Consider the following 15,206-nt stretch of genomic DNA (forward strand, 5'->3'; position numbering starts at 1 on the left):
CCTTATTTTTCGACGAAGGCGCGCTCGATCAGGTAGTCCCCGGGCTCGCCCATGCGTGGCGAGATCTTCAGGCCGAAACTCTCCAGCACTTGGCTGGTTTCATCGAGCATGCTCGGGCTGCCGCAGATCATCGCACGGTCATCCTGCGGGTTGATCGGTGGCAGGCCGATGTCGCGGAACAGCTTGCCGCTGCGCATCAGATCGGTCAGCCGGCCCTGGTTCTCGAACTCCTCCCGGGTCACGGTCGGGTAGTAGATCAGCTTGCTCTTCAGGGACTCTCCGAAGTACTCGTTCTGCGGCAGGTGCTCGGTGATGAACTCGCGGTAGGCCACCTCGTTGACGTAACGCACGCCGTGCACCAGCACCACTTTCTCGTAACGCTCGTAGGTTTCCGGGTCCTGGATCACGCTCATGAACGGCGCCAGGCCGGTACCGGTGCTGAGCAGGTAGAGGTGCTTACCCGGCAGCAGGTCGTCGAGCACCAGGGTGCCGGTCGGCTTGCGGCTGACCATCAGTTCGTCGCCCGGCTTGAGGTGCTGCAACTTGGAGGTCAGCGGGCCGTCCGGCACCTTGATGCTGAAGAACTCCAGGTGCTCCTCGTAGTTCGGGCTGGCGATCGAGTAGGCGCGCATCAGCGGGCGACCGTTATCCTGCTGCAGACCGATCATCACGAACTGACCGTTCTCGAAGCGCAGCCCGGCATTGCGCGTGGTCTTGAAGCTGAACAGGGTATCGTTCCAATGATGGACGCTGAGCACACGCTCGACGTTCAGATTGCTCATGCTGGCTTCCTCGAAAATACGCTGACATGCAACAGGGTGATTGCGGCGCATTTTAGGCGGGCGCAGAATATCTGTTAAGTGGATTATTAAGATATAGGTTATCGGTTATATAGATATGCGATTTACCCTTAGACAACTCCAGGTATTCGTCGCCGTTGCCCAGCAGGAAAGCGTCTCGCGCGCCGCCGAGTCGCTGGCGCTGTCGCAGTCGGCCACCAGCACCTCGCTGAGCGAGCTGGAGCGCCAGTCCGACTGCCAGCTGTTCGATCGCGCCGGCAAGCGCCTGAGCCTCAACGCCCTCGGGCTGCAGCTGCTGCCCGAGGCGGTGGCGCTGCTTGACCAGGCCAGGGAGATCGAGCGCCTGCTGGCCGGCAAACGCGGTTTCGGCTCGCTGCACGTCGGTGCAACCCTGACCGTGGGCAATTACCTGGCAACCCTGCTGATCGGCAGTTTCATGCAGCGTCACCCCGAATGCCGGGTGACCCTGCAGGTGCACAACACGGCCTATGTGGTGCAACAGGTCGCCCACTTCGAACTGGATCTGGGCTTGATCGAGGGTGACTGCCAGCATCCGGACATCGAGGTCCAGCCCTGGGTCGAGGATGAGCTGGTGGTGTTCTGCGCACCCCAGCACCGCCTGGCCCAGCGCGGCGAGGCCAGCGTGGAGGAGTTGACCCGTGAGGCCTGGATTCTCCGCGAGCAGGGTTCGGGCACCCGCCTGACCTTCGATCAGGCCATGCGCCACCACCCCGGTTCGCTGAACATTCGCCTGGAGCTGGAGCACACCGAGGCGATCAAGCGCGCCGTGGAATCAGGCCTGGGCATCGGCTGCATTTCGCGCCTGGCGCTGCGCGACGCCTTCCGCCGCGGCAGCCTAGTGCCGGTGGAGACCCCCAGCCTGGACCTGCGCCGGCAGTTCTACTTCATCTGGCACAGACAGAAATACCAGGCGGCGGCCATGCGCGAGTTTCTCGAGCTGTGCCGTGCCCTGACCGCCGGGGTCAGACGCAGCGACGAGATCGTCCTGCCGAGCATTGCCTGACGCCTGCCCGCGCGAGCCAAGTGCCGGGCTCGCCCTGCCCGGGATCAGTCCGCTTGGCTGGTCGGGATACTTTCCAGCTGTTGCAACAGCAGCGCGGCCTGGGTTCGGGTGCGCACCCCGAGCTTGCGGAAGATCGCCGTGACATGGGCCTTGACGGTTGCCTCCGAGACACTCAGCTCGTAGGCGATCTGTTTGTTCAGCAAGCCCTCGCAGACCATGGTCAATACGCGAAACTGCTGCGGCGTGAGGCTGGCCAGACCGTCACTGGCGGCCTTGGCCTCGGCGGAAACGCCGCTCGCCTCCTCGGTTTGCAGCGGCCACCAGGCATCGCCATCGAGCACCGCGCGCACCGCCTGCTGAATGGTTTCCAAGGAACTGGACTTGGGAATGAAGCCACTGGCGCCGAACTCACGCGAGCGCGCCACCACCGCCGGGTCCTCCTGTGCCGAGATCATCACCACAGGAACCTGCGGGTACTGTCCGCGCAGCAAAACCAGACCGGAGAAGCCATAGGCGCCGGGCATATTCAGGTCGAGCAGGACCAGGTCCCAATCCGCCTTCTGCGCCAGGCAGGCCTCCAGCTCGGCGATGCTGGCCGCCTCGACCAATCGCACCTCGGGCCCCAAGCCAAGCGTCAGCGCCTGCTGAAGGGCACTGCGAAACAATGGGTGATCGTCGGCAATCAGGATTTCAAAAGCAGCCATGGCGGATCCTGTTCTTGTTATGGGAGTAGCCTCGGTGGCGAGGGCAGCGGTACCTGGCCATCGGCGGCGCCTGAGTTGCCCCGCGAAGCAAGGGGCTTGGACCACAGAGGCGCCTGAGGCGGCGCCCAGCATGCCGAGCGAACACGGGGTGGTCAAGCACGACACTTTGCGGCAGAGTCTGCAGTTTTGCTCAACGAGCGTCCTTAATGCAAAACAAAGCCCTGCGCGCCGACCTGCTGATGCTGGTCACAGCCATGATCTGGGGTTCGGCGTTCGTCGCCCAACGCCTGGGCATGGACTCGATCGGCCCCTTTCTCTACAGCGGACTGCGCTTCGCGCTGGCGGCGCTGGTCCTGCTGCCGCTGCTCGGCTGGCTGCAGCGCCGCCCGGCACTGGCGCCGCCCCCCGGGCTTAGCCGCCCCTTGCTGCTGGGGGGCGGCCTGATGGGCCTGGTGCTGGCGCTGGGGATCAACCTGCAGCAAGTGGGCCTGCTGTTTACCAGCGTGACCAACTCGGGCTTCATCACCGGGCTCTATGTGATCATCGTGCCGCTGCTGGGCCTGCTGATCGGCCAGCGGGCCGGGCTGGGCATCTGGCTCGGCGCCTCGCTGGCGGTGGTCGGCATGTTCCTGCTGAGCGTCGGCGACGGCTTCCAGATCGCCTCCGGCGATTGGCTGCAGCTGGCCGGCGCCTTCGTCTGGGGTCTGCATGTCTTGCTGGTGGGCTTCTTCGCCAGTCGTCACGACCCGCTGCGCCTGGCGGCCATCCAGTTTGCCACCTGCGCGCTGATCAGCCTGCTGCTGGCGGTGATCTTCGAGGACATCCAGCTCGACGCCATCCTCGCCGCCGGCCCGGCGATTCTCTACGGCGGCCTGTTCGGCGTGGCCATCGGCTTTACCCTGCAGGTGGTGGCACAGCAGCATGCGATCGCCTCCCACGCCGCGATCATCCTCTCCCTGGAGGCGGTGTTCGCCGCCATCGCCGGCGCCTGGCTACTCGGCGAAGCCTTGCACCTGCGCGGCTACATCGGCTGCGCGCTGATGTTCGCCGGCATGCTGCTCGCCCAGCTGTGGCCAAAAGCCTTGCCCTCGCCCAGCACCGACCTCAGAGAAACTGTCGCAGGCGCTGATGCAGGGCATCCTCCAGGTCAACCGCGCGTGGGGCTTTAGCCGCCAGGTAGTGCTGGCTGAACACGTCCAGGTAGGCGTCCAGGGCCTCGCTGGCGCAGCGGTCGCCGGCCAGCTCCAGGCACAGGGCGGCCACCTCGGCGGTACACAGGTGGTCGTCGCGCTTGGAGCGCCGCAAGCGGTAACGCGACAGTTGCTCAGGTTGCAGACTGAGCACCGGCAAGCCGTCCAGGTAGGGGCTCTTGCGGAACATCTTGCGCGCCTCGGTCCAGGTCGCATCGAGCAGAACGAACAGCGGTCGCTTGCCAGGGGCCAGCTGCACGCTGTCGACCACCCGCTCGGGCGCCGCATACTCGCCGGGAAATACCAGGTAGGGTTGCCACTGCGGATCGCTCAGCAGCGCCGGCAAGCCGGGCTCGACGGCCGTGCGCAGCCAGCCAAAGGCCGAGGTATCGGCCAGCACATCGGCGATCAGCCAGCCGGTGTTACTCGGCTTGAGCGCCTCGACGTCATGCATCAGCAGGCACACGGCCGATTGCGCCTGCACCCGCGGACGCCAGGCGCACAGGCAGTGGCTCACCGCCAGACGACAGCTCGGGCACCGTACGGCTCTGGAACCGCGGGCGAGAAAGGGTTTTTCACTGCGCGCCAGGCGGGCGGCACGCAGACGGGCGACCGCATGGCTCATCGCAGCGGCGCCATGCAGTAATAAGAAGAGGGGCTCATGCTTGATCCTGGCGGCCAAAGCCCGGCAGTCTAACAAAGCGCATCCATCGAGGCTGAACCCCATGCACCTCAGCCTGTCGTATCCACCAACCGACTGGAGTACCCATGCCGCGCTTCCTCCTGGCCATCACCCTGTGCCTGCCACTGCTGGCCCAGGCGGCCTCGCTCAAGGACCACGAGCTGAGCCGCCTGCTGCAACGGGTTGCCCGCGACAGCAGTATCGGCACGCCCCGGGCGATCAACCAAGACATTCTCGATCGGGGCTATAGCGTCGATGGCAATCAGCTGGTCAATCACCTCAGCGTGCGCCCGGCGCATGCCGCGCAGATGCGCGCCAATCCCGAGCAGGTGCGGGTCCAGCTGAGCAACAGCGTCTGCGCCAACGACGGCTATCGCCGGCTGCTGGCTCAGGGTGCGCTGCTGCGCTACGAATTCAGCGAGCTGCGCAGCAATCGGCCGATCGCCAGCGAGACCTTCCGCGAGAGCGATTGCACCTCGCCCGACTGAATACACGCCGCCTGCATCCGCTGGCGCCATCAGCACAGCACACGCGGTTCTCCCCTACCGGCCACCGCCGCCCGCTCGTCGGCGTCGAGCAGGTGCTCCAGCGCCACGCCGAGCAGCTCGGCGGCAGCCTCCAGAACATGTGCCCAGCTGGCGCGATTGGCGAACAGCATGCCGGCCTGATCCAATGTGCCACCTCGATTGCGATAACCCAATGCGCGGGATTGGCGGACATCAGGAAGAATCGCGCCGAGGTAGCCACGGGCCACCTCGGGGCGCATGTGGGTCAGCAGAATGCGCCGCGCGCAGGCCTGCGGGAACAGCCTGTCGCGCACCGCGGCCTCGGCGATGGCGGCCTGCTCCCAATGATCGCGCGGCGCGCGGAAACGCCCGGGCTCCTGCAGGTAGATCAGCCGCCAGCTGCAGTGCGCGGCACTCAGGCGCGCGGCGGCCCGGCGCATCTCGGTCAACTGGTAGGCGCCGGTGGCAATCAGCAGCAGCGGGGCGTCGCCCGGCGAATCGTTGCCCGGCGAGTCGTCGCCCGGTGCACTGTCGCCCAGGTACTCATCTACCAGAATGGCGCCATCGGCGGCCAGCTGCTCCGCCTGGCGTCGGCCGAACTGGCTGGGCTGCTCGCGCTTGGGGATGACCATGCAGGCCAGCTGCCCGCGCGCCTGATAGATCGCCGGCAGCAGGGCCAACGCCGAGTTGTGGTCGGCCGGAAATACCAGCCGTACCATGTCGCCCATCTCCCCGAGCAGCGCCTCGCAGAAACTGGTGTCCTGGTGCGACTGCTGGTTCTTGCCGTTCTCCCAGGTGTGCGATGTCGCCACCAGGGGCCAGCCCAGCCACCCGGCGGGGCGTCCGACCTCTTTCTGCTGACGGGCGAAAATCAGCGTCTGGCGCACCGCCCCGAGCATCTTCACGCAGAAGGCCTCGTAGCTGGCCACCAGGTTCAGGCCGCCCTGGTTGGCCAGGCAGGCCGACACCACCGCCTCCTCGTTGAGCGCAGTGATGATGGCGCCATCCACCGCCTCGAGCTCGCTTTCCGGTTGGCTGACCCGATGCTTGAGGGTCTTGAGCACCTCACCCAGCCGGTTGCTGGCCAGCTCATCCGGATTGCCGACCCGTGGACGCAGCTGCGGGTTGGCGGCAACCAGGTCGACGAAGAAGCGATCCAGCGCGGCCATCGGCGAACAGGCCGCGTCGCTGTAATGCAGCGCGGGAATACGGGGCAACGCCGGCCGACGCAGCGCCAGCGGATGGTCACGTTCCAGCGGCCGCGCCCCGCGACCTTCGAGCAAGCGCGCGCAGGCCTGTTGCAACTCGGCCGGCGGCACCCACAATACGCCAGCATGCTGATTGAATAGCGCCCGGGACTCGTCATCGACATGGGGGTTGCCCGGCAACGGCAGGTTGTGCGCGGCGTTGCTGCCGGCGCCATAGAAACCGAAACCCTTCTCGACCTCGGCGATGGCGTAGGGCATCGGCAACGGGTAGCGAAGGATGCCGCTGCGCCGTTCCTGGACCCGGTGAGCCAAACGCTGCTCCATCTCCCACAGGGCACAGGCAAAGGCCGCCGGATCACGGCCATCGAGGCCGATCGGGTCGAAGCCACAGTGCGCCAGATGCTCACGGAAGCCGGCCATGCCCCTGTCGGTCCCCAGTTCGGTGCGCTGCTCGATGCGCCGGCCATTGGCAATCATCACCGGCAGGGCCAGCCCGCAATCCTCCGCCCGCCACCAGCGCGGCATCCAGTCGCTGCCGCGCTGCTCCTCGGCCGCGCCATCGGAGAGGAAGGCCACCAGCGTCTCCCCGGGCAACGGCAGGTGCGCATATTGCAGTTCGGCGAAACCCAGGTAGCCACCCTCGGCGATCCCCCCGGCGGTATGCGGGTTGACGTGGCTGCCAAGCGGAATCCCGGCACGACCATCGGCAGCCTGCGCATAGCTGTAGAAATCCCCGACCAGGCGACTCATGCCCGTCTCATCGCACGGGTAACGCTCGGCCTGCTCGGGATGCTGGTTAGCGGTCAGCAGGTTGAGTGCCTCGATGGCCGCCACACAATGGCCCTGACCCATGAGCCAACCGCGGGTTTCGCCGGTCAGGGCGTTCAGCGCCAGGTAGCCGGCGTAGGCCGGCACCATATTCAGGGCGCCACCGGTATGCCCCTCCGGCGTGACCTTGAAGTCGGCGGCAGCAAGCGCGCTACCGTCCAGGCGAACGCGCTGCGCGTAGGTCATGTGCACCACCAACCACAGGGCCGCCGCATTGATTCGGTCCAGCCCATGGAGCAATCGATAGACGCGAGCCACATCGGGCTGCAATCCCGCCTGTACCAGTTGGTGGGCCAGGCGAAATACCGCGGCGCGGGTCTCCAGGCTGTGCTGCAGCGGACCATAGCCCTGCTGCCAGTCGGCAAAGCTGGGCTCGGCCCGGGCGTGGTCGGCCAATTCGTTGGCGCTGGGCAGTATCTGCGACATGAGTGCACTCCTGTTGTTCTCCTGCAGTCTAGGCAAGCGAGGACGGGGCTAAGCTGACCTGTATCAAGGCTGCGGCCACAGATTCGCGGCAACCTGATGCCTTCAGGCTAACAACAGGACTTTTCCCATGGCTCTGCTCAGCTTTCTTGGCGCGATTCAGCAAGTCACCGGTTCGTGTTACCTGGTCGAAAGCCGCGACGGCGCCAAGGTGCTGCTCGAGTGCGGCATGCGCCAGGGCCGTCGCGAAGATGAGGAAGGCAATCGGGGCGCCTTCGCCTTCGACCCGCTGAGCCTGGACGCCGTGGTAGTTTCCCATGCCCACATCGACCACACCGGCCTGCTGCCAAAGCTGGTCAGCGCCGGCTATCGCGGGCCGGTCTTCGCCACCAATGCAACCTGCGAGCTGATGGAGCTGATGCTTCTGGATGCCGCCAACATTCAGGAGAAAGACACCGAGTGGGAGAACAAGTGGCGTGCTCGCCTGGGCAAAGCACCGATTGACCCGCTGTACACCACCGAGGATGCCGAGCAGACGCTCAAACAGCGGCGCCCGCAGAAATACGACCAGCCCTGCGAAGTGGCCCCGGGCGTACAGGTGACCTTTCACGATGCCGGCCATATCCTCGGCTCGGCCATCGTCGAAATGCAGGTGCAGGACCATCACCTGACCCGCCGACTGGTATTCTCCGGCGACCTGGGTAACAGCTGCTCGCCGCTGATGCGCAAAGCGACCACACTCGACCAGGCCGACGTGATCCTGATGGAGTCCACCTACGGCGACCGCGACCACCGCTCCAGCAGCGAGACCATCGAAGAGCTGGCAGAAATCCTCCAGCAGGCCCATCGCGACGGTGGCAATGTGCTGATTCCCGCATTCGCCGTGGGCCGCACCCAGGACCTGATCTACCACCTCGGGCGCTTCTACCAAGAGGGACGTCTGCCGCAACAGGCAGTCTTCCTCGACAGCCCGATGGCCATCAGGGCCAATGCCATCTATTCGCACTTCCCCCACCTGTTCAATGCGGCCGACCAGGCGACCATCGCCGCCAACCACATCAAACGCATCGAAGACTGGCTACCGGTACTGCGCTGCACCCCGACCCCGGAAGAATCCATGGCGATCAACCGGATCAAGAGCGGCGCGGTCATCATCGCCGGCAGCGGCATGTGCACCGGCGGGCGCATCGCCCACCACTTCAAGCACAACCTCTGGCGCAGCGATTGCCATGTGGTGTTCCCGGGGTTCCAAGCCCGGGGAACGCCCGGCCGCGCCATCGTCGAGGGCGCCAGCACGGTAAAGATGCTCCATCAGCGCATCGCGGTAAAAGCCCAGGTGCATACCCTGGGCGGATTCTCCGCCCACGCCGGCCAGTCGCAGTTGCTGGACTGGGTCAGCCACTTCGACCATCACCCCGAACTCTACCTGGTGCATGGCGAACTGGAGAAAATGCAGATACTGCAGCAAGTGCTGCGCGAGCGCCTGAACTGGATCGCCAACATTCCCGAACCCGGCGAACAGATCGCCCTCTGAGGGGACGCCAGCTGCATCGGAGCATTCAGAACGCCATTGGGTGCACACCAACCGAGCGGGTCTTGCAGACTGATATGGGACCCGTGCGAGGAGCCCCCCTAGGCCGTGCCGCGATGGCCAAGCTGGCGACCTGGAACACCGGACTACGCCCACCCGTAGGTATTTTTTGCCCGGCAAAAGGCTCTGGCCCGGCCATACTCTGATCAGGGCCGGGTTCTTCGAGGCACCTAGTGACCCGGTCGGCATCCAGAAAGGAGAAGTCGAATGCCCTACGAACCGGACGATTACCTATCCCGCCATTTCCAGACCAGCGGCATCGACCTGGCCGATAAAGTCGACGAGCTGGTGACCCTGGTCGCCCCCTCCGACAGTCCGAACCTGCCGCTCTACCGTGACATGCTGATCACGGTGATACGCATGGCGCAGGCCGACCGCAATCGCTGGGACGCCAAGATCATGCTGCAGACCCTACGCGAACTGGAAAACGCTTTCAGCACCCTGGAGCAGTTCAAACGACGCCGCAAAGTCACCGTGTTCGGCTCGGCGCGCACGCCCATCGACCACCCGCTCTACGCCCTGGCGCGCGAACTCGGCGCCACGCTGGCGCACCATGACCTGATGGTCGTCACCGGCGCAGGTGGCGGCATCATGGCCGCCGCCCACGAGGGTGCTGGACTGGAAAACAGCCTGGGCTTCAACATCACCCTGCCCTTCGAGCAAGGGGCCAACGCCACGGTACACGGCAGCGGCAACCTGCTGTCGTTCCACTTCTTCTTCTTGCGCAAGCTGTTCTTCGTCAAGGAAGCCGACGGCCTGGTGCTCTGCCCTGGAGGTTTCGGCACCCTGGATGAAGCCCTGGAAGTGCTCACCCTGATTCAGACCGGCAAGAGCCCGCTGGTACCGGTGGTCTTGCTGGATCAGCCGGGCGGTACCTACTGGAAGGAAGCCCTGGCGTTCATCGAGAAACACCTGCGGGACAACGGCTACATCCTCGCCAGCGACATGCACCTGATGCATCTGGCGCATAGTGCCGAAGCGGCAGCAGCGGAGATCGCCCAGTTCTATCGCAACTACCATTCCAGTCGCTGGCTCAGAGACCGCTTTGTCGTGCGCCTGAACCATCCACTCAATGAGGCGGCCATGGAGGCAATAAACCGTGATTTCAGCGGCCTCTGCACCGATGGCGGATTCACCCTGCAGCCGCCCTCCGAGCTGGAGCGGGACGAGCCGGAACTGCGCCACCTGAGCCGCTTGGCGTTTGCCTTCAACGGACGGGATCATGGCCGCTTGCGGGAACTGCTGAATCTGCTCAACCAACCCAGGCACTGGGCAGGAGCGTCAGCTCATGCCTGACCAATACACACCCGTCGGGCGCGGTCGTGCAGCCGATGGTCAGTCGTCCAGCGTGCCGCGCAATAGCCGACCGATCAGCTCCAGCGGATAACCGCGATAACTGAGAAAGCGCCCCTGCTGGGCACGCTCGCGGGCATCCTCCGGCAGCCGCCCGGAAAACTTGCGCTGCCAGCACGCCTGCAGCTGAACCGCCCAGTCGATGCCGCTGTCGCGCAGGGCCTGCTCGACATCGGCACGAGCCAGGCCTCGCTGCGTCAGCTCCTCGCGAATCCGCAGCGGGCCGTAACCGGCCCGCGCACGGTAGGCGACAAAGCTTTCCAGGTAGCGTGATTCGGACAACAAGCCCTCTTGCTCCAAGCGGTCGAGGGCGGGCTCGATAAACGCTTCGGGGGCGCCACGCTTGCGCAGCTTGCGCAACAGCTCGACGCGCCCATGCTCGCGACGCGCCAGCAGGTCCATTGCCGCGCGACGTACGGCAAGCGGGTTATCCAGCTCCACGAAGAGGCTCTAGGCGCCTATCAAGCGTCGACTTCGACAGCGGCCAGATCGTCGACCACGGCTTTGACCGGTGCGCCGGAAACCAGCAGCTTCTCGCGAATCAGGCCCTCGATGGTGCGTGCCACTTCGGGATTGTCTTCCAGGTACTTGGCCGAATTGGCCTTGCCCTGGCCGATCTTGTTGCCCTGGTAGCTGTACCAGGCGCCGGACTTCTCCAGCAGCCCCTGCTGCACGCCCAGGTCGATGATCTCGCCGTTGCGGTAGATGCCCTTGCCATAGAGGATCTGGAATTCGGCCTGACGGAAGGGCGGTGCCACCTTGTTCTTGACGATCTTGACCCGGGTCTCGCTGCCGACCACTTCGTCGCCTTCTTTCACCGCACCGGTGCGGCGGATGTCCAGGCGCACAGAGGCGTAGAACTTCAGGGCGTTACCGCCAGTGGTGGTTTCCGGACTGCCGAACATCACGCCGATCTTCATGCGGATCTGGTTGATGAAGATCACCAGGCAGTTGGCATTCTTGATGTTGCCGGTGATCTTGCGCAGCGCCTGGGACATCAGGCGGGCCTGCAGGCCCACGTGCATGTCACCCATCTCGCCTTCGATTTCCGCCTTGGGCACCAGGGCTGCCACCGAGTCGACGATGATCACGTCGACCGCATTGGAGCGCACCAGCATGTCGGTGATTTCCAGGGCCTGTTCGCCGGTATCCGGCTGCGAGACCAGCAGGTCGTCGACATTCACCCCCAGCTTGCCGGCATATTCGGGATCCAGCGCGTGCTCGGCGTCGACGAAGGCGCAGGTCGCCCCCAGCTTCTGCGCCTCGGCGATCACCGACAGGGTCAGGGTGGTCTTGCCGGAAGACTCGGGGCCGTAGATCTCGACGATCCGGCCCTTCGGCAGACCGCCAATCCCCAAGGCGATATCCAGGCCGAGCGAGCCGGTGGAAATAGCCGGAATCGCCTGCCGCTCATGGTCGCCCATGCGCATCACCGCACCCTTGCCGAACTGCTTTTCGATCTGCCCCAGGGCAGCCGCCAAGGCGCGCTTCTTATTCTCGTCCATTGATATCCTCACGTGATCAAGAGGGCCAGCTAACGGCCGCCAACAACTGTATAAGTAGCCAGTATTATTCCATAGGGCAAGTCGCTCGCCTACCCCGCATCTGGATTTTCTTCCGCGACCAGCCGCAGCAGCCCCTCTAGCGCGGCCTCGACCGTTTGTCGGCGAACTTCGCCACGATCACCAGAGAACTGCCGACGCTCGCTGACCAATCGATCGTGCGCGCCCCAGGCCAGCCAGACCGTACCCACCGGCTTGTCCGGCGAGCCGCCATCCGGGCCGGCCACCCCGCTCACCGCGACCGCGAAACGTGCGCCGCTATGGACCTGGGCGCCTCTGACCATGGCCTCGACCACCTCCCGGCTGACGGCCCCGACGCTAGCGAACAGGTGCTGCGGCACATCCAGCTGCTTGCTCTTCTGCGCATTGGAATAGGTCACATAGCCGGCCTCGAACCAGGCCGAACTGCCGGGCACTCGGGTGATGGCCTCGGCAATGCCGCCCCCCGTACAGGACTCGGCGGTACTGACCTGAGCCCCGAGCGCCAGCAGTCGGCGCCCCAGCTCGGCGGCCAAACGGGTCGAAGCCTGATCGTTCACACTCATCTGCACTCCGGGGTTAAAGCCTGACAGGGGGATACCGTACACTAGGCGCTTTTGCGATTCAGCCGGACAGTTATTAAAGATGAGCCAGAGCGATCTCAGCGCCCACACCCCCATGATGCAGCAGTACTGGAAGCTGAAGAACCAGCATCCCGACCAGCTGATGTTCTACCGCATGGGCGACTTCTACGAGATCTTCTACGAGGACGCGAAAAAGGCCGCGAAGCTGCTCGACATCACCCTCACCGCCCGCGGCCAGTCGGCCGGGCAGGCCATTCCCATGTGCGGAATACCCTACCACTCGGTCGAGGGCTATCTGGCCAAGCTGGTCAAGCTCGGCGAGTCGGTGGTGATCTGCGAGCAGGTCGGCGACCCAGCCACCAGCAAGGGCCCAGTGGAACGCCAGGTGGTGCGCATCATCACCCCCGGTACGGTCAGTGACGAGGCCCTGCTCGACGAGCGGCGCGACAATCTGCTGGCCGCAGTGCTGGGTGATGAGCGCCTGTTCGGTCTGGCGGTGCTGGATATCACCAGCGGCCGCTTCAGCGTGCTGGAGATTCGGGGCTGGGAGAACCTGTTGGCCGAACTGGAGCGACTCAATCCGGTCGAGCTGCTGATCCCGGACGACTGGCCCCAGGGCCTGCCGGCCGAGAAGCGCCGTGGCGCGCGACGCCGGGCGCCCTGGGACTTCGAGCGCGACTCGGCGCACAAGAGCCTCTGCCAACAGTTCGCCACCCAAGACCTCAAGGGCTTCGGCTGCGAGAACCTGACCCTGGCCATCGGCGCCGCCGGCTGCCTGCTCGGCTACGCCAAGGAGACCCAGCGCACCGCCCTGCCGCATCTGCGCAGCCTGCGCCATGAGCGCCTGGACGATACGGTTATCCTCGACGGCGCCAGCCGGCGCAACCTGGAGCTGGACATCAACCTCGCCGGCGGTCGCGACAACACCCTGCAATCGGTGGTCGACCGCTGCCAGACAGCCATGGGCAGCCGCCTGCTCAGCCGCTGGTTGAACCGGCCGCTGCGCGATCGTACGGTACTGAAGGCGCGCCAGGAGTCGATTGCCTGCCTGCTGGAGCGCTACCGCTTCGAGACCTTGCAACCGCAGCTCAAGGAAATCGGCGACCTAGAGCGCATCCTCGCGCGGATCGGTTTGCGCAATGCCCGGCCACGCGATCTGGCGCGCCTGCGCGATGCCCTGGCCACCCTGCCCACGCTGCAGATGGCCATGAGCAACCTTGAGTCGCCGCACCTGGCCGACTTGGCGGGCATGGTCAGCACCTACCCGGAACTGGCCGAACTGCTCGGCCGCGCCATCATCGACAACCCGCCGGCGGTGATCCGCGATGGCGGCGTACTCAAGACCGGCTACGACGCCGAACTCGACGAACTGCAGGCGCTAAGCGAGAACGCCGGCCAGTACCTGATGGACCTGGAGGCCCGCGAGAAGGCTCGCACTAGCCTGGCCAACCTCAAGGTCGGCTACAACCGCGTGCATGGCTACTTCATCGAGCTGCCGAGCAAGCAAGCCGAGTCCGCCCCCGCCGACTACATCCGCCGCCAGACCCTGAAAGGCGCGGAACGCTTCATCACTCCCGAGCTCAAGGAGTTCGAGGACAAGGCGCTGTCGGCCAAGAGCCGCGCCCTGGCGCGCGAAAAGATGCTCTACGAGCAACTGCTGGAACTGTTGATCGGTCGCCTGGCTCCGCTGCAGGACAGCGCCGCCGCGCTGGCCGAACTGGACGTGCTGAGCAACTTGGCCGAACGTGCCCTGAACCTGGACCTCAACCGCCCGCGCTTCGTCGATGAGCCGTGCATGCGCATCGAGCAAGGCCGCCATCCGGTGGTCGAACAGGTCTTGACCACCCCTTTCGTCGCCAACGACCTGAACCTGGATGATGCCACGCGCATGCTGATCATCACCGGGCCGAACATGGGTGGTAAATCCACCTACATGCGCCAGACCGCCCTGATCGTGCTGCTGGCCCATATCGGCAGCTTCGTCCCGGCCGCCCGTTGCGAACTGTCGCTGGTCGACCGGATCTTCACCCGCATCGGCTCGAGCGATGACCTGGCCGGTGGCCGCTCGACCTTCATGGTGGAGATGAGTGAAACCGCCAACATCCTGCACAACGCCAGCGAGCACAGCCTGGTGCTGATGGACGAGGTTGGCCGCGGCACCAGTACCTTCGACGGCCTGTCCCTGGCCTGGGCCGCCGCCGAGCAGCTGGCCAAACTGCGCGCCTACACCCTGTTCGCCACCCACTACTTCGAGCTGACGGTACTGCCGGAGAGCGAGCCCAACGTGGCCAACGTGCACCTCAATGCCACCGAGCACAACGAACGCATCGTCTTCCTGCATCATGTGCTGCCGGGGCCGGCCAGCCAGAGCTACGGCTTGGCCGTCGCGCAACTGGCGGGGGTACCGAACGAGGTGATCGTGCGCGCCCGGGAGCACCTGGCCCGCCTGGAAACCACCAGCCTGCCCCACGAGCAACCGCGGCAAACACCGGGCCAGGCCCCGGCGCCGCTGCAAAGCGACCTGTTTGCCAGCCTGCCGCACCCGGTACTGGACGAATTGCTGAAAATCAATCCGGATGATCTGACACCGCGCAGTGCGCTCGAGCTGTTATATACATGGAAGACACGCATCTAACCTATAAACGCACAAACTGTTAGAATCGCGCGCATTTTTACGATAGCCCGGTTTACAGCCTGAGCCGTGGCATTAACGAGCGCCTGCAAGCCCTGTCCAGAAAGGGACCAGAACGCTGCCCGAGGAGAGAATCAGAC

Annotated in this window: 13 protein-coding genes; 6 read left to right on the top strand and 7 right to left on the bottom strand. The window is 65.1% G+C overall.

Annotated elements, in window-relative coordinates; all coding sequences use genetic code 11:
* Positions 1–2: 2 nt before the first annotated feature.
* Positions 3–782, bottom strand: coding sequence for a ferredoxin-NADP reductase (gene fpr / locus AB5S05_RS03430; protein ID WP_369286040.1), 780 nt, complete (start codon positions 780–782; stop codon positions 3–5).
* Between the two features lie 115 nt (positions 783–897).
* Here fpr and AB5S05_RS03435 point away from each other — a divergent pair, with 115 nt between their 5' ends.
* Complete coding sequence (locus AB5S05_RS03435) at positions 898–1,824, top strand: LysR family transcriptional regulator (protein WP_369286041.1); 927 nt, start codon at positions 898–900, stop codon at positions 1,822–1,824.
* 44 nt (positions 1,825–1,868) lie between these two features.
* Here the strand turns inward: AB5S05_RS03435 and erdR are convergent, their stop codons facing one another.
* A complete protein-coding gene (gene erdR, locus AB5S05_RS03440) occupies positions 1,869–2,528 on the bottom strand; it encodes a response regulator transcription factor ErdR (RefSeq protein WP_369286042.1) in 660 nt (219 codons plus the stop codon).
* Positions 2,529–2,734: 206 nt separating this feature from the next.
* Here erdR and AB5S05_RS03445 point away from each other — a divergent pair, with 206 nt between their 5' ends.
* Entirely contained in the window at positions 2,735–3,697 is a 963-nt protein-coding gene (locus tag AB5S05_RS03445) for a DMT family transporter (protein ID WP_369286044.1), read from the top strand.
* On the opposite strand, the gene AB5S05_RS03450 is transcribed toward AB5S05_RS03445, so the two are convergent.
* Positions 3,633–4,343, bottom strand: coding sequence for a tRNA-uridine aminocarboxypropyltransferase (locus tag AB5S05_RS03450; RefSeq protein ID WP_369286045.1), 711 nt, complete (start codon positions 4,341–4,343; stop codon positions 3,633–3,635). The genes AB5S05_RS03445 and AB5S05_RS03450 overlap by 65 nt on opposite strands.
* A 143-nt stretch (positions 4,344–4,486) precedes the next feature.
* Between AB5S05_RS03450 and AB5S05_RS03455 the strand changes: the two genes are divergently transcribed.
* Positions 4,487–4,888 (top strand): quorum-sensing-regulated virulence factor family protein, encoded by a 402-nt coding sequence (locus AB5S05_RS03455; RefSeq protein WP_369286046.1) that lies wholly within the window; start codon positions 4,487–4,489, stop codon positions 4,886–4,888.
* Positions 4,889–4,917: 29 nt separating this feature from the next.
* Here AB5S05_RS03455 and AB5S05_RS03460 read toward each other — a convergent pair whose 3' ends face one another.
* Complete coding sequence (locus AB5S05_RS03460) at positions 4,918–7,368, bottom strand: phosphoketolase family protein (protein WP_369286047.1); 2,451 nt, start codon at positions 7,366–7,368, stop codon at positions 4,918–4,920.
* 127 nt (positions 7,369–7,495) lie between these two features.
* Here AB5S05_RS03460 and AB5S05_RS03465 point away from each other — a divergent pair, with 127 nt between their 5' ends.
* Positions 7,496–8,899: an MBL fold metallo-hydrolase RNA specificity domain-containing protein gene (locus tag AB5S05_RS03465; protein ID WP_369286048.1), complete on the top strand. Its 1,404-nt coding sequence runs from the start codon at positions 7,496–7,498 to the stop codon at positions 8,897–8,899.
* A 264-nt stretch (positions 8,900–9,163) separates the two neighbouring features.
* Entirely contained in the window at positions 9,164–10,252 is a 1,089-nt protein-coding gene (locus AB5S05_RS03470; RefSeq protein WP_369286050.1) for an LOG family protein, read from the top strand.
* Positions 10,253–10,291: 39 nt separating this feature from the next.
* Here AB5S05_RS03470 and recX read toward each other — a convergent pair whose 3' ends face one another.
* From recX to AB5S05_RS03485, 3 genes are all read right to left on the bottom strand, one after another.
* Positions 10,292–10,750, bottom strand: coding sequence for a recombination regulator RecX (gene recX, locus AB5S05_RS03475; protein WP_369286051.1), 459 nt, complete (start codon positions 10,748–10,750; stop codon positions 10,292–10,294).
* A 20-nt stretch (positions 10,751–10,770) separates the two neighbouring features.
* Positions 10,771–11,814: a recombinase RecA gene (gene recA, locus AB5S05_RS03480; RefSeq protein ID WP_369286052.1), complete on the bottom strand. Its 1,044-nt coding sequence runs from the start codon at positions 11,812–11,814 to the stop codon at positions 10,771–10,773.
* An 89-nt stretch (positions 11,815–11,903) separates the two neighbouring features.
* The gene (locus tag AB5S05_RS03485; RefSeq protein WP_369286053.1) at positions 11,904–12,416 is read right to left on the bottom strand and encodes a CinA family protein; all 513 of its coding nucleotides are present in this window, start codon (positions 12,414–12,416) and stop codon (positions 11,904–11,906) included.
* 79 nt (positions 12,417–12,495) lie between these two features.
* Here AB5S05_RS03485 and mutS point away from each other — a divergent pair, with 79 nt between their 5' ends.
* Positions 12,496–15,069 carry a DNA mismatch repair protein MutS gene (gene mutS / locus AB5S05_RS03490; RefSeq protein ID WP_369286054.1) on the top strand — a complete coding sequence of 858 codons (2,574 nt, stop codon included), beginning with the start codon at positions 12,496–12,498 and terminating at the stop codon, positions 15,067–15,069.
* The last annotated feature ends 137 nt before the right edge of the window (positions 15,070–15,206 follow it).

This window comes from Pseudomonas zhanjiangensis, from assembly GCF_041027545.1.
In the GTDB taxonomy this organism is placed as follows: domain Bacteria; phylum Pseudomonadota; class Gammaproteobacteria; order Pseudomonadales; family Pseudomonadaceae; genus Aquipseudomonas; species Aquipseudomonas zhanjiangensis.